Source organism: Arthrobacter rhombi, from assembly GCF_900163545.1.
In the GTDB taxonomy this organism is placed as follows: Bacteria; Actinomycetota; Actinomycetes; order Actinomycetales; family Micrococcaceae; genus Arthrobacter_H; species Arthrobacter_H rhombi_A.
Genome location: NZ_FUHW01000013.1, coordinates 1 through 18,040 on the forward strand (window position 1 = coordinate 1; position 18,040 = coordinate 18,040).

12 protein-coding genes are annotated in these 18,040 nt (G+C 64.7%); 3 read left to right on the top strand and 9 right to left on the bottom strand.

Annotated elements, in window-relative coordinates; all coding sequences use genetic code 11:
• On the top strand, nucleotides 1–286 hold a 286-nt coding region (locus tag FM101_RS15815), incomplete at its 5' end, for a hypothetical protein (RefSeq protein WP_218778253.1).
• A 45-nt stretch (nucleotides 287–331) separates the two neighbouring features.
• Here FM101_RS15815 and glgB read toward each other — a convergent pair.
• The 3 genes from glgB to FM101_RS02520 are packed head-to-tail and all read right to left on the bottom strand — an operon-like array spanning nucleotide 332 to nucleotide 7,883.
• Complete coding sequence (gene glgB / locus FM101_RS02510) at nucleotides 332–4,036, bottom strand: 1,4-alpha-glucan branching protein GlgB (RefSeq protein ID WP_086994996.1); 3,705 nt, start codon at nucleotides 4,034–4,036, stop codon at nucleotides 332–334.
• Nucleotides 4,033–5,814 carry a maltose alpha-D-glucosyltransferase gene (gene treS, locus FM101_RS02515; protein WP_086994999.1) on the bottom strand — a complete coding sequence of 594 codons (1,782 nt, stop codon included), beginning with the start codon at nucleotides 5,812–5,814 and terminating at the stop codon, nucleotides 4,033–4,035. The genes glgB and treS overlap by 4 nt, the downstream gene beginning before the upstream one ends.
• Nucleotides 5,814–7,883, bottom strand: a complete 2,070-nt coding sequence (locus tag FM101_RS02520) for an alpha-1,4-glucan--maltose-1-phosphate maltosyltransferase (protein ID WP_245806603.1) — start codon at nucleotides 7,881–7,883, stop codon at nucleotides 5,814–5,816. Before FM101_RS02520 ends, treS begins: the two co-directional genes overlap by 1 nt.
• Before the next feature lie 133 nt (nucleotides 7,884–8,016).
• On the opposite strand from FM101_RS02520, the gene glgP reads away from it, so the two are divergent.
• Nucleotides 8,017–10,572: an alpha-glucan family phosphorylase gene (gene glgP, locus FM101_RS02525; protein WP_086995005.1), complete on the top strand. Its 2,556-nt coding sequence runs from the start codon at nucleotides 8,017–8,019 to the stop codon at nucleotides 10,570–10,572.
• On the opposite strand, the gene glgX is transcribed toward glgP, so the two are convergent.
• The 6 genes from glgX to FM101_RS02555 all read right to left on the bottom strand — a co-directional run bounded on the left by glgX (nucleotide 10,559) and on the right by FM101_RS02555 (nucleotide 17,138).
• Complete coding sequence (glgX, locus tag FM101_RS02530) at nucleotides 10,559–12,691, bottom strand: glycogen debranching protein GlgX (RefSeq protein WP_245806604.1); 2,133 nt, start codon at nucleotides 12,689–12,691, stop codon at nucleotides 10,559–10,561. The two genes, glgP and glgX, sit on opposite strands and share 14 nt — an antisense overlap.
• Nucleotides 12,692–12,704: 13 nt before the next feature.
• Nucleotides 12,705–13,694 carry a 23S rRNA (guanosine(2251)-2'-O)-methyltransferase RlmB gene (gene rlmB / locus FM101_RS02535; RefSeq protein WP_086995008.1) on the bottom strand — a complete coding sequence of 330 codons (990 nt, stop codon included), beginning with the start codon at nucleotides 13,692–13,694 and terminating at the stop codon, nucleotides 12,705–12,707.
• Between the two features lie 99 nt (nucleotides 13,695–13,793).
• Complete coding sequence (gene cysS, locus FM101_RS02540; protein ID WP_086995011.1) at nucleotides 13,794–15,257, bottom strand: cysteine--tRNA ligase; 1,464 nt, start codon at nucleotides 15,255–15,257, stop codon at nucleotides 13,794–13,796.
• A gap of 9 nt (nucleotides 15,258–15,266) precedes the next feature.
• Nucleotides 15,267–15,764 carry a 2-C-methyl-D-erythritol 2,4-cyclodiphosphate synthase gene (gene ispF, locus FM101_RS02545; RefSeq protein WP_086995014.1) on the bottom strand — a complete coding sequence of 166 codons (498 nt, stop codon included), beginning with the start codon at nucleotides 15,762–15,764 and terminating at the stop codon, nucleotides 15,267–15,269.
• A complete protein-coding gene (gene ispD, locus FM101_RS02550; protein ID WP_245806605.1) occupies nucleotides 15,761–16,543 on the bottom strand; it encodes a 2-C-methyl-D-erythritol 4-phosphate cytidylyltransferase in 783 nt (260 codons plus the stop codon). Before ispD ends, ispF begins: the two co-directional genes overlap by 4 nt.
• Nucleotides 16,544–16,655: 112 nt before the next feature.
• A complete protein-coding gene (locus tag FM101_RS02555) occupies nucleotides 16,656–17,138 on the bottom strand; it encodes a CarD family transcriptional regulator (RefSeq protein ID WP_086995109.1) in 483 nt (160 codons plus the stop codon).
• Nucleotides 17,139–17,444: 306 nt separating this feature from the next.
• Between FM101_RS02555 and FM101_RS02560 the strand changes: the two genes are divergently transcribed.
• The gene (locus FM101_RS02560; protein WP_086995017.1) at nucleotides 17,445–17,978 is read left to right on the top strand and encodes a hypothetical protein; all 534 of its coding nucleotides are present in this window, start codon (nucleotides 17,445–17,447) and stop codon (nucleotides 17,976–17,978) included.
• Nucleotides 17,979–18,040 lie beyond the last annotated feature (62 nt).

The window sequence follows — 18,040 nt, forward strand, 5'->3', positions numbered from 1 at the left end:
TAAAAAAATCGGTGTCAACAAACATGGCACACTATTGAGTTCTCAAACAACAGACGCTTCCAACTTCCACGATCTCGCCTTCCGGCCAACCGCTTCGCTCTGGAGCAACTTGTCTAACTTACCCGTTGGCCTGAACCCGGTCAAATCGACCGTTTCGTTGGCTTTTCGGAAGTCTGCGCCGTCCCGTTGTCCTCTCCGTGGAGAAGTTTTATTGGCGACCGGCGCGGGAAATAACTATACCCACATCTTGCTGGTTCACCTAATCGGCGACTCTCCCAACAATTGATGGGCCCGCAAACCCCGTCTTTCCGGGGTTTATGGGCCCCCCGGCTCAGCTGGCGCTGCCCGGGACAAGGTACAGGACGCCCAACGGGGGCAGGTCCACGGTGACGGAGGCGGGCTGACCATCATGGGCCCCACCGTTGGCCGTGAGTGTTCCCGAGTTGCTGACCCCCGAGCCGCCGAACTCCTCGGCGTCGGTATTCAGTACCTCGGTCCAGGCCCCGGACGCCGGCAAACCGAGTTGGTAGCCAGCGTGGGGTTCCCCCGAGAAGTTCGCGACGCACACCATCACCTCGTCCTTCTCGTCGCGGCGGATGAAACTCAGGGTGTTTCCCGCTGCTTCGTGGTCATTGATCCATTCGAAGCCCGCCGGGTCGTTATCCAGTGCCCAGAGTGCCGGCAGTTCCCGGTAGATCCCGTTCAGGGCCCTGACGGTGAGCTGGACTCCGCGGTGTTGGTGGGTGTCGGCCACCCACCAGTCCAGTCCATGCTGTTCGCTCCACTCCCCCTCCTGGGCGAATTCGGTGCCCATGAAGATCAGCTGTTTACCGGGATGAGCCCACTGGAAGGCCAGGTAGGCCCTGACCTGGGCGAGCTGGCGCCACCGGTCACCGGGCATACGGCGCAACAGGGAGCCCTTCCCGTGGACGACTTCGTCGTGACTGATCGGCAGCAGGAAGTTCTCGGTATAGGCGTAGGCCATGGAGAAGGTGATTTTATGGTGGTGATAGGACCGGTGGATCGGGTCCTCAGCCATGTACTCGAGGGAGTCATGCATCCAGCCCATATTCCACTTCAGCCCGAAACCGAGCCCACCTCCATCGGTATCACTGGTGACACCGGGGAAGGCAGTGGATTCCTCAGCGATCATCGCGATGCCGGGATGTTGGCGGTAGGCGGTGGCATTGAGTTCCTGCAGGAAGGCGATTGCTTCCAGGTTCTCGCGCCCCCCATGGATATTCGCTTCCCACCCGCCGTCCTCACGGGAGTAGTCCAGGTAGAGCATCGAAGCCACGGCGTCGACGCGCAGGGCGTCAATGTGGAATTCGTCCATCCAGTACAGCGCATTGGCGACCAGAAAGTTGCGGACCTCGTTGCGGCCGAAGTCAAAGACGAGCGTCCCCCAGTCGGGGTGCTCGCCGCGGCGCGGGTCGGGGTGCTCGTAGAGGGGTTGGCCGTCCAGCCGGGCCAGGGCCCACTCGTCCTTGGGGAAGTGCGCGGGGACCCAATCCATGATGACCCCGACGCCTGCCTGGTGCAGCCGGTCCACGAAATAACGAAAATCGTCAGGATGGCCAAAACGTGAGGTGGGAGCATAGTAGGAGGTCACCTGGTAGCCCCAGGAGCCGCCGAACGGATGCTCAGCGACGGGCATCAGCTCCACATGGGTGAATCCCTGCCAGGTCACGTATTCGCTGAGCTGTTCGGCCATTTGCCGGTAGTCCAGTCCGGGACGCCAGGAGCCCAGATGTACTTCGTAGACGCTCATCGGGCCCGAATGCGGGTCGCTCTGGGCCCGGGCCGCCATCCACTCCCCGTCCTGGAAACCATAGGCCGATTCCACGACGACGGATCCGGTCAGCGGCGGAATCTCGGTGTTCCTCGCCATCGGGTCGGCCTTCTCGCGCCAGTGACCGTCCTGGCCGAGGATCTCGAATTTGTAGATGGTGCCGGCACCGACCGCGGGGATATAGAGTTCCCAAACTCCCGAGCGTCCCAGCGAGCGCATGGCGTGGCCGGTTCCATCCCAGCCGTTGAAAGCGCCCAAGACACGGACCGCTTGGGCATTAGGTGCCCAGATCGCGAAGCCCGTGCCCTCGCAATTGCCCAAGGCCGTGTGGTAGCGACGCACCCGGGCGCCGAGGACCTCCCAGAGGCGCTCATGTCGGCCCTCACCGATCAGGTGCAGATCGATCTCTCCCAGCGTGGGCAGATAGTGGTACGGATCGTCCACCACGGCAGGGGAGCCTCCCGGGTAGGTGACTTCGAGTCGGTAGTCGGGCACGGTGCCTTCTCGTCCCGGAGGAGGATCCAGCACCGCTACCCAGACGCCGTCGTACTCGTGGGTCATTTCGTGACGGCCACTTTCGGTGATCAGGGTAACGGTGCCGGCCAACTTGCGCAGGGTGCGTACGGTCACCGAGCCGTCGTTGGCCAGATGGGCTCCGAGGACTCCGTGGGGTGCGTGGAAGCGACCTGCCGCGATGGCTTCCAGGACATCCGGCGCTACCGGACGGGGCGTGGAGAGGCGATCCGTCGCACCGGGGGTTGCTGCGGCGCCGGTTTCGGCCCGCCGGGGTGAATCCGCTGGGTTCTGCATGGCTGAGAGGACCTCCTGGACCGCCGAGGCCGGTACCTGTTCCCAGGTCGGCCTGTTTTGCCGTTCGTACACGACTTCATACAGGGCCTTGTCCAGCCAGAGGGCCAGAAAGAGCGGCGACTGGATATCGACGCCCTCGCCCGTTTCCTCACGGTACCCCGTCAGGAACGCCTTGCGGGTCCGCGCCGACCATTGGCGGGCCGCCTGATAGGCCGCTTCCGGAACGGGGAGCGTAGCTTCGCCCGGGGTATCGGTGCGGGTGGCCCGTCCCGCCGCGTAGTCGAAGGAACGCAGCATGCCCACCACGTCACGTAACGCCACATCGGGTGCCCGTCGCTCCCCCGCGCTACGCAGGGGCTCCCCCTCAAAGTCCAGGACAACCCAGCCGTGCTCTGCGGTGCGCAGGATCTGGCCCAGGTGCAGGTCGCCGTGGATCCGCTGCAGCAACGGTAGCCGGCCCAGGGATCCCAGTGATTCCAGGACTTCGCTGAAGGCATCTGCCAGGGCCCCGTCAGCAGGCGCCGCCCGTTCCCACCCCCAGGTCAGCCGGAGGCGCAAGGCCTCAATGAACTCCCCGGTTTCCTCCGGGCTGGCCACTGCCGCGGGTGCTACCTCCGCCAGTTGGTGGTGCAGACGGGCCACTGCGCGTCCGAGTTCGGTGGCCTCCAAGGTGAAATCCCGGTCCTCGATGGCAGCGATGCTGGCCAGACGCCAGGCGTCGAGCGCCGAATTGAAGAATTCGCGCACCACCGACAGCGTTCCGCTGACTTCGGTGGCCCCCACCGTCCACCGGCCTTCCAGGCTGCCCATTGTGCGGGGCACGTCCTGTGAGCCGGCGTCCGAAAGCAGTGAACCAAGTTCCACGTCGGGATTGATCCCTGCCAGCGGGAGGCGGAAAAACTTGATGATGACCGGCCCCTCGGGGGCATCGAGGACGACCGAGGTATTGGATTGTTCCCCCTCCAGAACCCGCATCGTGGCCCGGGGTGCGCTTTCCCCCGATGACGCATCGCCCATGAGGGCCACCCAGGCGTTGACGAAGCCCGGATCGCCGGTTCCATCATGGACCCACCAGGTACCTGTGCCCGCGCCATCGCTCGGGTGGGGCGCCAGGGACTGCACGGTCAGCTCGTCCACTGATCCCAGACAAGCCGACGCTTCCGGCAACGGGTTCCGGTGCAAACTCAGGGGAACCTGGACCACCACCCCGTCAGGACCAGGTGACTGTTCCACTAGTTGCCCGGTCTCCACACTGGCGTCATTGATGGGGCGGATGGCCAATAAGAGGCTGAACATGAGGGCGTCGGGATCGGGCTGCGGCACCGGCAGCACACCGGCCACCGACAGGGTGAAGGTGCCCCTCGGGGCCGGGCACCAGCGTTGCTCCCCGACCCAGCCGGCCAGCACCCGGGTTACTTCGCTGTCATGTCTCATCGTCGCTCCCCCGGGTTGATCACCGGAAGTGTCGAGGTCGACGCGGCGTGGACGTCAGAACGGAGCGAGCGCAGCCGCAACCAGTAGAACCCTTGGGATCCGAGCGCCAGGTTCAGACGCCCCTCGGGGGAAATCGGTGGGAAGACGGCGCCGCCGAAGATATCCCGCAAGCCGCGCCCTGCGTACTGGGGTAGCTCCAGTTCGGTGGCCACCGGGTGTTGGGAGAGGTTATAGACGCAGAGCAGCGTCTCCATTTCCTCCTCGTCCTCCGGTGTGGCTCCGTGCGGCCCGGGATCCTCGGGGCACCGCACGAAGGCCAAAACACTGGGGCTGGAGGCCCGGACGTTCAGGTAATCCCCCAGGCCGAAGACCGGATGTTCGCGGCGGACCCCCAGAATTTGCCGCACCCAATGCAGGAACGATCCGCTGTGTTCGAGCTGCTGTTCGACATTGATGCTGGTGTAGCCATAGACGAGCGATTGGACCACGGGAAGATAGAGCTGGCCGGGGTCGGCGACCGAGAACCCTGCATTGCGGTCGGGGTTCCATTGCATGGGAGTACGGGAGGCGTCGCGGTCTTCCAACCAAATATTGTCGCCCATCCCGATCTCGTCCCCGTAATACAGGAACGGGCTACCGGGCAGACCGAAGAGCAGGGCGTGGATGAGTTCTAGTTCGGACCGCGAATTATCCAGCAACGGGGTCAGCCGCCGCCGGATGCCCACGTTGGCACGCATCCGGGGGTCGGGCGCATACCAGCCGAGCATGGCTTCACGTTCGGTGGGAGTCACCATTTCGAGCGTCAACTCGTCGTGGTTGCGCAGGAAGGTCCCCCACTGGGTGCCGGGTGGGATGTCGGGGGTCTGTTCCAAGGCCTCGATAATCGGTGCGGCGACCTGGTCCCGGAGCGCGTAGAACAGTCGAGGCATGATGGGGAAGTGGAAGCACATATGGCATTCCGGTTCCTCGGTGGTGCCGAAGTATTCGACCACTTCCTGTGGCGCCTGATTCGCTTCGGCGATGATGATGCGGCCTGGATATTCGGAGTCCACGACCTCCCGCAGCCGGCGCAGGAAGTCATGGGTCGCCGGCAGGTTCTCGCAATTGGTCCCTTCCTCCTCAAACAGGTAGGGAATCGCGTCCGCCCGGAAACCATCCACCCCCAGGTCGAGCCAGAATCTGACGACGTCGAACATGGCCTCATGGACCCGGGGGTTCTCGAAGTTCAGGTCGGGCTGGTGGTTGAAGAAGCGATGCCAGTAAAACTGTCGGCGCACCGGGTCGAAGGCCCAGTTTGATTCCTCGGTGTCCACGAAGATGATCCGGGCTTCGGAATATTTCTCGTCGGTATCAGACCACACGTAGAAGTCGCCGTATTCGCCGTCGGGATCCCCCCGGGAGGCCTGGAACCAGGGGTGCTCGTCGGAGGTGTGGTTCATCGGCAGGTCGATCAGGATGCGCAGGCCGCGTTCATGGGCTTCGGCGACCAGCCGGCGGAAATCACCGATGGTGCCGAATTCATCGAGGACGTCGTAGTAATCGGAGATGTCATAGCCGCCATCACGCAGCGGCGATTTATAGAACGGTGGAACCCAGAGGCAATCCACCCCCAACCACTGCAGGTAGTCGAGCTTGTCGATCAGCCCGGCGATATCCCCGCTACCGTCACCATTGGCATCGGAAAATGCCCGGACCAGCACCTCATAGAACACCGATTTGCGGTGCCATTGCGGATCATGGGTCAGACCCGGAACGTTGAGCTGGTACGGGTTGGCCATCAGGTCCCCCGGCGGATGTGCAGGATATGGGCCGACTCCTGGTGCGGGTCCAGCCGGACGTAGTTATGGGCCGACCATTTCCACCTGCGGCCGGTCAGCAAATCATCCACGGTGAACTTGCCGTCGTCGTCCAGGTCCCGCTCTCGCAGGTCCAACGCTTCCAGATCCAGGCTGACCGTGCATTCGCGGGCGCCATGGGGGTCGGTATTGACCACGATGATGAGGGTATCGATCGCTTGCCCCTCGTCCAGTGGCTCGTCGATCGGCTCCGCCGCGTTGGTCCCCGGCGCGGGGATGGTCAGCGGGTGGGTGCGTCGGGACTTCGAGTAGGCAATCGTGGCGTCGTCACTGGTGGGGTGGACGACGAGGTTCTGCAGTTCTCCCAGCGCCGGATGGTCGGCACGGATGGCGTTGAGCCGGCGCAGATAGGGTGCCAGGGAGCGGCCCTCGACTTCGGCGCCATCGAAGTCACGGATCTTATATTGGAACTTCTCGTTATCGATGTATTCCTCGGCTCCGGGCCGGGCCACATGTTCGTAGAGCTCGTATCCCGCGTAGACCCCCCAAAGCGGGGAAGCCGTCGCGGCCAGGGCGGCCCGGATCCGGAAGGCGGCAGGTCCGCCGAACTGCAGGTATTCGGTGAGGATATCGGGGGTGTTCACGAAGAAGTTCGGGCGGAAGAACGACGAGGTTTCGGTCGAAACGTGCGGGAGGTACTCCTCCAGCTCTTCCTTCGTGTTCCGCCACGTGAAGTAGGTGTAGGACTGTTGGAAGCCGGCCCGTCCCAGGGCATGCATCATGGCCGGCCGGGTGAAGGCCTCGGCCAGGAACACCGTCCCCGGATGGTCCTCGTTGACCTCGCCGATGAGCCACTCCCAGAAACCGACGGGTTTGGTATGTGGATTATCCACCCGAAAGATCCGTACCCCGCGTTCGATCCACAGGTTCACGATGCGCAGCACTTCGGCGCTGAGGCCCTGCGGGTCGTTGTCGAAGTTCAGCGGGTAGATGTCTTGATACTTCTTCGGCGGGTTCTCGGCGTAGGCGATGCTCCCGTCGGCCCGGGTGGTAAACCATTCTGGATGCTCGGTCACCCACGGATGGTCGGGGGAAGCCTGCAAGGCCAGATCCAGGGCCACTTCGAGGCCCAGATCGTGGGCGCGTTGCACGAACGCAGCAAAATCCGCTGCGGTGCCCAGATCAGGATGGATGGCGTCGTGGCCGCCTGCCGCGGAACCGATAGCCCACGGTGACCCGGGGTCGTGTTCTTCTGCGGTCAGGGTGTTGTTCGGCCCCTTCCTGAAGGTCCTGCCGATCGGGTGGATCGGCGGCAGGTAGATCACGTCGAAGCCCATGCCGGCCACCGCTTCGAGCCGTTCGGCGGCGGTGGCGAAAGTACCCGAACTGTAGGTCCCCGTCGCCGGGTCGAAGCTGGCCCCTTCGGAGCGGGGAAAGAATTCGTACCAGGCCCCGCGTCCGGCCAGAACGCGTTCGACCAGCAAGGGGAAACGTCCGCTGCCGGTGACCAGCCGCCGCAGCGGGCGGTGGAACAGTTCGGTACGCACCGCCTCGGTGGAGGCTGCGCCCATCCTGGCCGCGTCGGATAATGAGGTATCGGCCACGGCGGCCGCAGCGGTTTCCAGGATATGGGCCCGGGGGGAAGCGGCTGCCGCTTCGCGCAACAGCAACACCCCTTCGGCGAACATCAGTTCGGTGTCGATGCCCGCGGCCACCTTGATTCCGGCGTCGTGCCACCAGGTACCCATGGGGTCATCCCATGCTTCGACCTCGAAGGTCCAATCCCCTTCACTGGTGGGGCGCAGGGTGCCCAACCATTCGTCGAGTCCGGGAGCACCGGGACGCATCGGAGCGCGTTGGACCTCACGGCCGTCTGGGTCGTAGAGGACCGCCTCCACCGCGAGGGCGTCGTGACCTTCACGGAAGGCCGTCGCCCGAATGAGGACATCTTGACCGGTGATGGCCTTGGCGGGGAACCGTCCGCCCTCGATGACGGGGAAAACGTCAGTAACGGGTATGCGACCGAATCTGGACCTGCGCCTAGTGCTCACGTCATAGACGCTAGTCAGTCGGGACGGTAAAGCCAAGGATTTCATGGTGCCCACCGTCCGGCGACTGCCCCGCGCTGCGCAATATGACGGCCAACCGTCCCCAACGGGGACTTTCTAGGCTAGCGTTCAGCACGTGAAGGCCATCCGAGGTTTTACTGTCCGTACCGTCCTGCCGGAGAAGATTTCCGGGCTGGATCGGCTTGCTGCGAATCTTCGCTGGTCGTGGCACCGACCCACCGCCGAGCTGTTCCGCGATCTCGACCCCCACGGGTGGGAGGTGGTGGGCCAGAATCCGCGGGCCCTGTTGAGGCGTTTCGATCGGGCGTCCCTGGCCCGTTTGGCAGCCGATGCCCCGCTGGTGGCCAGGATTCAGGAGCAGGCCGCAGAGCTGGACGGGTATTTGCTGGCCCCGCGGTGGTATCAGGGACTGGAGTCCCGTCCGCCGGCGGCCATCGCCTACTTCTCCCCCGAATACGGGATCAGCGCCCTCTTGCCCCAATATTCGGGCGGCCTGGGTATCCTCGCCGGCGATCACCTCAAGGCGGCCAGCGATCTGGGGGTACCCCTGGTGGGCGTCGGATTGCTCTATCAGGCCGGCTACTTCCACCAATCGCTCTCCCCTGAGGCCTGGCAGCAGGAAACCTACCCGGCCCTGGAACCTGCGGGGCTGCCCCTGACGGCCCTCCGCGAGGCCGACGGATCCGAGGTGACGGTGGCGCTGCCGCTTCCCGACGGCCGACAGTTGCAGGCACGGATCTGGCGTGCCCACGTCGGCAGGGTGCCGCTGTTGCTATTGGATTCGAATGTCCCCGGCAATGACGAGGCGGCCCGTGCGATCACCGATCGGCTCTATGGCGGCGGCGGTGACTACCGGTTGCAGCAGGAACTGCTCCTGGGAATGGGTGGGGTCAAGGCCCTACGCATCCATTCCCGCCTCACCGGTGCCCCCGAACCCGAGGTGTTCCACACCAATGAAGGGCATGCGGGCTTCCTGGGAATCGAACGCATCCGCGAGCTCATCTCCGAGGGACTGGATTTCGAATCCGCTGTGGCCGCCGTACGGGCCAGCACCCTGTTTACCACCCATACCCCGGTCCCGGCGGGGATCGACCGTTTCGAGGCCGCCCAGGTCTCCCGTTTCCTGGAGGCGGGCCTGGCCCCCGGGGTACCGACCGCCTCGGTGCTCGCCCTCGGTTCCGATACGGAGCTCGGTGGAAGTCAGGACATCTTCAATATGGCTGCCATGGGATTGCGGCTGGCCCAACGCGCCAATGGGGTCTCCCAACTACATGGGCACGTCTCGCGTGACATGTTCTCCGGCCTGTACCCCGGCTTCGAGGCCAGCGAAACCCCTATCGGTTCGATCACCAACGGCGTCCACGAATCCACCTGGGTCGATCCACGGATCACCCGGCTGACGGCAGCCGAGCAGTTCACCGACGAACAGTTATGGGCGGTGCGGCGCGAGCTACGTGTCCAGCTCATCGACGATGTCCGTTCCCGGCTCCGTGCCTCCTGGCTCGAACGCGGTGCGACCGCCATGGAACTGGGTTGGACCGATTCCGTTTTGGATCCTGACGTGCTGACCTTGGGTTTCGCCCGCAGGGTTCCCACCTATAAACGGCTGACCCTGATGCTGCGTGATCCCGTCCGCCTGAAGGCTGCCTTGCTGCACCCCACCCGGCCCATCCAACTGGTCATTGCCGGCAAATCGCACCCCGCCGACGAGGCCGGCAAGCAGATGATTCAGGAACTCGTACAGTTCACCGACGATCCGGCGGTCCGCCACCGCATCATCTTCCTGCCCAACTACGACATGGCCATGGCCGGCACCCTCTTCCCCGGCTGCGACGTCTGGTTGAATAATCCGTTGCGCCCGCTCGAAGCCTGCGGCACCTCGGGGATGAAGGCCGCCCTGAACGGCGGGCTGAACCTTTCGGTGCTGGACGGTTGGTGGGACGAAATGTACGACGGCGACAACGGCTGGGCGATTCCCACGGCAGCTGAGGGATCCTCGGCCGATGATCGCGACGATTTCGAGGCCACGGCCCTCTACGAGCTGATCGAGAGGACCGTTGCCCCACGTTTCTACGGCCAGGAGACCCACCCGTCCCTCGAGGATGGCCCGGCGCCGGGCCAGGGGCCGCTGCCGCTGACGTGGCTGGCCATGATGCGGCACACCTTGGCTGAGCTCGGGCCTCAGGTCTCGGCAGAACGCATGGTCAAGGACTATGTGAACACCTTGTACCTTCCGGCCGCAGAGGCCGGGCGCATTGCCTGTGCCGAAGACTTTGCCGGGGCCCGCTCGGTGGCCTCCTTCATCCGGGAGGTCTCCACCGTCTGGCCAGAAGTGTCCATTGAACACGTCGAGGCACCGGATATGGGCCCGGAACTGGGCCTGGGTGATGCTTTCACCCTCGAGGCCTACCTCCGGCTCGGTGGACTCGATGCAGCAGCAGTGCAGGTGGAAGCCGTCCACGGGCGGATCGGTGCCGATGGCCAGCTGACCGAGCCCACCGTGCACCCGTTAAACATGGCCGAGGAGCTGGGCAACGGAAGGTTCCGTTTCCGGGGCACCTGGACCTTGGAACGCGCCGGCGACTTCGGGTACGCGGTCCGGGTGGTTCCGGCGCACCCGTTGGTGGCTTCCCCGGCCGAACTGGGACTCGTGGCGACTACGGGGTCGTGACGCTTCGGCTGCGGGGTGCCTCGCAGCGGTAGACACTGATCGAGTTGCCCTGCACGAAGTCCTGATCCCCGGCGGTCAGTACCGTGCCCTGCCTGATTTTGATATCCGTTGCGGTGCCATAGCGCAGTTCGAACGACGTCTCCGCGGCTTCCGACGGCCGGAAATCCTTCAGCGATTCAGCTGCGGGAAGCCGGATCTGTTGTTCATCCAGGTGCCCGTTGAAGATGATCAACCCGTCGATACTGCCCGAAGCGGAACCCATCAGCAATTGCACCAGCCGGGTGCCGCCATCGGTCCATTCCTCCTGACGCATGGGCACGCCCTCGGCATTGAGCCACAACAGGTAGGAGCTTTCGGCGATGGTCGGATAGACGAAGGGTTGGTGCTGCAGGAATTCTCTGCGGATCTTGGAAAAGGCCTTGGTGCGGCGCAGGATCTTCTCGCCGAAGGCATCAGGGGTCCAGTCCAGCCAGGACAGTTCGTTGTCCTGGCAGTAGGCGTTGTTATTGCCCCGCTGTGTCTTGCCGAACTCGTCACCGGCGGTGATCATCGGTACACCGAGCGAGAGCAGCAGCGTACCCATGACATTCGAGGCCGTCTGCAGGCGGGCCTCGTCGATGGCTTCGTCGCCGCTCATCCCCTCGACACCGTGGTTGTAGCTGCGATTGTCATCGGAGCCGTCCCGGTTGGATTCGCCGTTGGCCTCATTATGTTTGCGGTCGTGGCTGACCAGGTCCCGCAGTGAGAAGCCGTCGTGCGCCGTGACCAGGTTGATCGACGCCAGCGGTCCCCTCCCCGAGGCGGCGAAGGTCTCCCGGGAGCCCGCCAGGACGCTGGCCAGACGGGCGACGTTCGGCGCCTGTCCGCCACCATCGAGGGCGCCGCGTCCGGAGACCCAGAATTCCCTGACCGTGTCGCGGTAGCCGTCGTTCCAGTCGGCGAAATCGCCGTTGAACCGTCCGGTCTGCCATCCGTCGAAGCCCACATCCCACGGTTCGGCGATGAGTTTGACACGCGATAGCAGCGGATCGGCGGATAGGGCTTCGAGGAACGGGTGGTGCGGGGTGAAACGGTTCTCCTCGTCGCGGCCCAGGGTGACTGCCAGATCGAAGCGGAATCCGTCGATATGGTAGTCGGCCACCCAATGTCGCAGCGACGCCAAGGCCATCTCGATCACCGGCAGCGTGGAGAAATCCAGGGTGTTCCCGCAACCGGTGGTGTCCACATAGTTGCCTGCCTCGTCGTGCCGGTAATAGGCCAGGTTTCCTAGCCCCCGCCACGAATAGGTCTTCTGGTCGGCCCCACCTTCTGCCGTGTGGTTGTACACGACGTCCAGGATGACTTCCAGACCCGCCTGGTGCAGCAGCCGGATCATGCCCTTGAGCTCGTCGCGCACCGCCGCCGGTCCTGCCTTCCGGGCGGCGGCACTGGCGTAGTCGCCGTGGGGGGCGAAGAAGCCCAAGGTGTTGTAGCCCCAGTAGTTGGGCAGTCCGAGGTCCTGAAGATGCGGTTCGTCCAGGTGGAAGTGGATCGGCAACAGTTCCACAGCGGTGACGCCCAAGGACAGCAGGTGGGCAATGACCGAGGGATGGGCCATCCCCGCGTAGGTCCCCCGCAGCTCTTCGGGCACGTCGGGGTGCAGCATCGATTGCCCGCGGACATGGGCCTCGTAGATGACGGTATTGCGCCACGGCACCAGGGGTGGAGCATCCCCACCCCAGTCAAAGTCTTCGCTGACGTGCACCCCCCACAGGGCCCCGTCGTCGTCCTCGACGATGGCGCGGGCATAGGGGTCAAGCAGAAGTTGCCCGTCCCCGGGCAGGTCAGCCCCGTGGGCCCAGAAGGCATAGCTGGCTCCGGGACGTAGAGCCTTGACGAGGCCGTGGTGCGTCTGCCCGGTGTGTCCGGTCAGCACGGTGACCACCAGTTGGCCCGAAGGGTCCGTGTAGTGGATGTCCACGGATTCCAGATCCGGGGCGAAGACGGCGACGTTGACGGAGTCGTCGACGGCTTCGGCTCCCGGGACCGGCACTGCTGCCGAGATCCCGGAAACCAGTGCCGTGGATTCACCTACCGGCGGTTCCCGGCGAGGGGTTCCGGTCGCGGGGCTGTGGTTCACTTCGTCATCCAGTTCAGGCGTTGCGCAGGCGCGAGATCTCGTAGAGGGTGATCCCCACGGCCATGGAAGCGTTCAAGGATTCCATCGCGGATTCGATCGGGATCGACACGATCTGGTCGCAGTTCTCCTTCACCAGACGCGATAGGCCCTTGCCCTCGGAGCCCACGACGATGCACAGCGGGTCGGTGGCCAGGGGCAGACCGGTCAGGTCGACCTCGCCGTCCCCGTCGAGTCCAACGACATACACCCCTGCCTGCTTCATGGCCTTGAGCGTGTTCGTCATGTTGGTGGCGCGGGCTACCGGTACCCGGGCTGCAGCCCCAGCGCTGGTCTTCCACGCCGAAGCGGTCAGGCCGGCGGACCGGCGTTCCGGGACGATGACGGCATGGGCGCCGAAGGCCGACGCCGAACGAATGATGGCGCCGAGGTTACGCGGATCGGTGATCCCGTCCAGGGCGATGAACAGCGGGGTGTTGCTGAGATGGCCCTTGGCGACCTTCGCCAACGTCGCCTTCACCGTTTCCAGGGCGTCCGGGTAGTCATAGGGCGGCACCTGCAGGGCCAGGCCCTGGTGGATGGACTCGTCGGTCATCCGGTCCAGTTCGGGCTTGCCGGTTTCCATGACGGCCAGTCCGCGCTCGGCGGCCAGCTTCAGGATCTCCCGGACCCGGTCATCCACGTCGATGCGAATGGCCATGTACAAGGCCTTGGCGGGGATGTCGGCGCGCAATGCTTCCAACACCGAGTTACGGCCGCTGACCATTTCCTCGGCGTTCTTGCTACGGCCCGTGCTGCGCCCTGCGGGACGCTGGCGGGAGGCGCCCGGCTTGGAGGCCGCACGCTCTGCCAGCTGCCGGCTGCGGTAGGCCTGGTGGTAGGTCCGCTCTTCGGCCTTCGGGGTGGGGCCCTTGCCTTCGAGCGCCTTACGCCCGTGGCCGCCGGTGCCCACGGAGGGGCCCTTTTTCTTTTTCGGTGCGCCGCCGTGACGCTTGGGTGTTGCCATGGGATGAAATCCTCGGTGTTGGTGGGGTCGGGGTCCGCGCGGTCGCGATGCCCGCCAACCTTCTATTTTACAGGTGGAACGGCAGGTTGTTGACAAAACCTATTTCAGCGTCCACCGGGCCCCGTCCGCCGAGTCCTCCACCACGACGCCTGCGGCGGATAACGTATCGCGGATGCTATCCGCCCGGGCCCAGTCCTTGGAGGCACGGGCATCGTCCCGTTCAGCCAGTTGGGCGCGGACCAGATCGTCCAGGACGGCGCTGCCGGGGCCTGTACCGTGCCCGGCGCCTGCGGGGTCGTCGAGCCCCAACGTCGAGGTCATCGCCATCACCTGCTGCAGGGCCCGATCGGCGGTCGGCAGATCATGCTCGGCCAACGCCGTGTTCCCCACCCGGACCGTCTCATGGACCGCTGCGAGAGCCTGCGGGACGTTCAGGTCCTCGTCCATGGCTGCGGCAAAGTCCTCGGTAACAGCGAAATGCTCAAAATCCAGGTCAAAGTCGGCGCCGGCTTCTATCCCGTGGAGACGTTGCAGCGCGTGGGCGACAAAGCTGTCGATCCGTTCCAGGGCGGCCCCGGCTTCCGCCAGCGAACTGGGCTTATAGTCCAGCTGTGAGCGGTAATGCGCCTGGCCGAGGAAATAGCGGACCACGCGGGCCGGCGCCTGTTCGAGCATCTGCTCCGGGGAGATCGTGTTGCCGACCGATTTGGACATTTTCTCGCCCTCGTAGGTGACCATCCCGTTGTGCATCCAGAAGTTCGCGAAGCCGTCGCCGGCGGCGGTGGACTGGGCGAGCTCGTTTTCGTGGTGCGGGAAGCGCAGATCGAGTCCGCCACCGTGGATGTCGAAGGAGGCCCCCAGGTATTTGCGGGCCATGGCCGAGCATTCCAGATGCCAGCCGGGCCGTCCCCGCCCCCACGGGCTGGGCCAGGAGGCGGTGGCCGGGTCGGTGTCCTTGCTCCCCTTCCACAACGCAAAATCACGGGGGTCGCGTTTACCGCGCGGGTCGGCGTCGGCTGCGTCCTGCAGGTCCTCGAGCCGTTGGCGGGTCAGTGCCCCGTAGGCGGGGAAGGAGCGCACGTCGAAGTAGACGTCCCCCGAATCGTCTTCGGCCGGGTAGGCATGCCCGGCGTCGATCAGCCGGTTGATGAGTTCATGCATTTCGGTCACGTGGCCGGTGGCGCGCGGTTCGTAGGTGGGCCTGCGGACCCCGAGGCTGTCGTAGGCCTGGGTGAAGGCCTGCTCGAACCGGTAGGCCAGCGCGAACCATGGCTCTTCGGGGAGGTAGTGGCCCTCCTCGACGAAGTCCTCGGCAAAGGAGGCCGCCGACTTTTCCAGGATCTTATCGTCGATATCGGTGACGTTGCGGACCACGTCGACCCGGAGCCCCCGGTATTCGAGCCAGCGCACGAGGATGTCAAAGGCGATGGCCGAACGGACGTGCCCGACATGCGGGATGCCCTGGACCGTTGCACCGCAGTAGTAGAGGCCCACCCGCCCCGGTGTCAGCGGGACGAAGTCGCGGACCTGTGCTTGCTTGGTGTCATAAAAACGGATGCTCACCGCACCAGATTAGCTGACCGACGGGTAAATCAGCGCCGTGGCGTAAGCGGTCAGCCCCTCCCCTGCCCCCTCGTAGCCGAGCCCGTCCGAGGTGGTGGCGGTGACCGTGATGCTGGCTCCTGCTGCCGCGGAGAGCACCGCATTGGCTTCCTCGCGGCGCCGAGAAAATTTGGGGCGTCGTGACACGAACTGAACGCAGACGTTACCGATTTCCCAGCCCGCCTCACGCACCAGTCGTGCCGCCTCGGCCAGCAGTCGGGCCCCTGACGTTCCGGCGAATTCGGGCCGGTCGGTCCCGAAATGAGTTCCGAGATCCCCGATCCCTGCTGCGGAGAACAGGGCATCGCAGGCGGCGTGGGCGACAGCGTCACCGTCCGAGTGGCCGCTCAGTCCGCGTTCGCCGGGCCATGAGAGCCCAGCTAGGCGCAGTTCGCGGGTCCCGGAGTCATCGAAGGCGTGCACGTCCACGCCGATGCCGGTCCGTGGGATGAGGGGGCTCGGGCTCATGGGTACTCCTGGAATGGGGGTTGGGGGTGACGGCTGGCGAGCAGGGCTTCGGCCAAGAGGAGGTCCAGTGCCGTGGTGATTTTGAAGGCGTCGACGGATCCGGGAACGACGAAGACCTCGGCTCCGGCGACTTCCATCAGCCGTGCGTCGTCGGTGATCGCCGCGGCTTCCGTCGCGTTCAGGGCAGCGGCCTCGGCATGGGCGGCTGCCAGCGCCCTCGCGTCGAAGCCCTGGGGGGTCTGGATGGCGCGCAGCCCCGAGCGTTCCGGGGTGCCGGTGACCAGGTGGGCTGCGGCGAGGCCCGGTGCCGTGGCGGCTGCCGGGTCGATGGACTTGATGGTGTCGGCGACCGCAATACCCGGCACGACGGCGGTGGCTCCTGCCACCAGCGCTTCGGCGACGGTGACGAACACGTCGGCTGGGGTGAGGCAGCGGGCGGCATCGTGGACGAGTACGTGATCGACAGGTCCCAGGGCTGCCAGGCCTGCCCGAACGGAGTCGTTGCGGGAGGACCCACCCGTCGCCGTGGAGACAGTGGCTGCCGTCTTCTCGGCGATTTTCGAGCAGACGGCGTGCAGCCGCTCGTCTCCCGTCGGGAGCACCACCACCACTTCGTGGGCCACCCGGGAGGTGAGGGCTGCGTGGAGGGCGTGTTCGAGCAGGGTCGTTCCGGCCACTTCGACCAGCGCCTTGGGGATCCCGTGGCCCAGTCGGGTCCCGGAACCGGCGGCCACAAGGATCAGACCAACGCGGGGCCCTGTGGAGGGGATTTCAGTCACGCGTCCAGCTTAGCTGCGGGCAACAGAAAGGCCCGTCCACCCTGCTGGGTGGACGGGCCTTTCAAAGTGCTGCCGAACGCCGTACCGGCTGCGCCGGACGGTGGTCCTGCCCTTAGGAGGCCAGCACCTCGTCGAGGACGATTTCCGCCTTCTCCTCATCGAGCTTCTTGGCCAAGGCCAATTCGCTGATCAGGATTTGGCGCGCCTTCGCGAGCATGCGCTTTTCGCCGGCCGAAAGCCCGCGGTCGTTGTCACGACGCCACAGGTCGCGAACGACCTCTGCCACCTTGACGACATCCCCGGAGGCCAACTTCTCCAAGTTGGCCTTATAACGGCGGGACCAGTTCGTCGGTTCCTCCGTGAATTCGGCACGTAGGACGTCAAATACGTGATCCAGGCCTTCCTGATCGACGACGTCCCTGACGCCGACCAGATCTACGTTCTCTGCCGGAACCTCGATTGTCAGATCACCTTGCGCCACCTTGAGCTTGAGATACATCTTCTCTTCGCCCTTGATGGTGCGCATTTTGATCTCTTCGATCTTCGCCGCACCGTGGTGAGGGTAAACAACCGTCTCGCCAACCTCAAAAACCATCTGGATAAACCCCTTTCCCACCATCAAGTTTACCATGAAATGCCACTCACCTCGGCGAGTTGCCAGTCATCGCAAGGAAAGAGGACCATAATCTGCCCTTGCCATGTGAGGGATTGCTGTTATGTGCGCGCGTTCGGACGCGGTGCGCTTAAAACAGGGCAGCTTCATCCGCGGTGCGGCCAAGTCATACTTTTGCTGCGTTACCGATTAGGCTGGGACCAACGCTTTTTTGCGCCCTGACGCGGGATCACTCGTCCGCAGGGGTGCGACAACACCAGAGATGAACCTTATAGAGGAGTTTGTGCCGTGATCACCGCACAGAAGTTCCGCGGCCGCCGAACCGCATCCGTTGCTGCCGTCGCCCTGTTGGCCATCGGCCTGACCGGCTGTGGTGCGGTGAACCAGCAATCAACCACCATGCATTACGCGGCCTCGGACGGCATCGTCTTCGACGTCGCCGACGTCCAGGTGCGCAACCTTCTGCTGGTCACCAACGACAAGAACGAGCCGGCGCGTGCCATCGGCAGTCTCATCAACGACACCGATCAGGCAGCCTCGCTGGAGCTGACCGTCGACGGCAAGTCGATGAAGATCAAGGTTCCGGCGAAGACCTCGCTCAAGCTCGAGGACGACGAGAACAAAACCGTCTTCCCCAGCGCCGGCGTCCAGCCCGGCTCGGATGCCGACGCCACCATGAAGGTCGGCTCCAACAGCGTCCAGGAGACGGTCCCCGTGGTCAACGGAGCACTGCCCGAGTACCGCCCGTACCTGCCCGAGGGCTACAACGAGGACACGGTCAAGCACCTGGAACCCACCGCGCCGATCCTCGACAGCGAATAACCTCAGCCGCAACACTGCTGGCCGGGTCCCGACGGAATGTTTTCCGCAGGGACCCGGCCAGC

What these genes read in the sequence shown, in the direction of transcription:
- glgB (WP_086994996.1), bottom strand. Translation starts at nt 4,036, where the DNA reads ATGAGACATGACAGCGAAGTAACCCGGGTGCTGGCCGGCTGGGTCGGG.
- treS (WP_086994999.1), bottom strand. Translation starts at nt 5,814, where the DNA reads ATGGCCAACCCGTACCAGCTCAACGTTCCGGGTCTGACCCATGATCCG.
- rlmB (WP_086995008.1), bottom strand. Translation starts at nt 13,694, where the DNA reads ATGGCAACACCCAAGCGTCACGGCGGCGCACCGAAAAAGAAAAAGGGC.
- ispF (WP_086995014.1), bottom strand. Translation starts at nt 15,764, where the DNA reads ATGAGCCCGAGCCCCCTCATCCCACGGACCGGCATCGGCGTGGACGTG.
- FM101_RS02555 (WP_086995109.1), bottom strand. Translation starts at nt 17,138, where the DNA reads ATGGTTTTTGAGGTTGGCGAGACGGTTGTTTACCCTCACCACGGTGCG.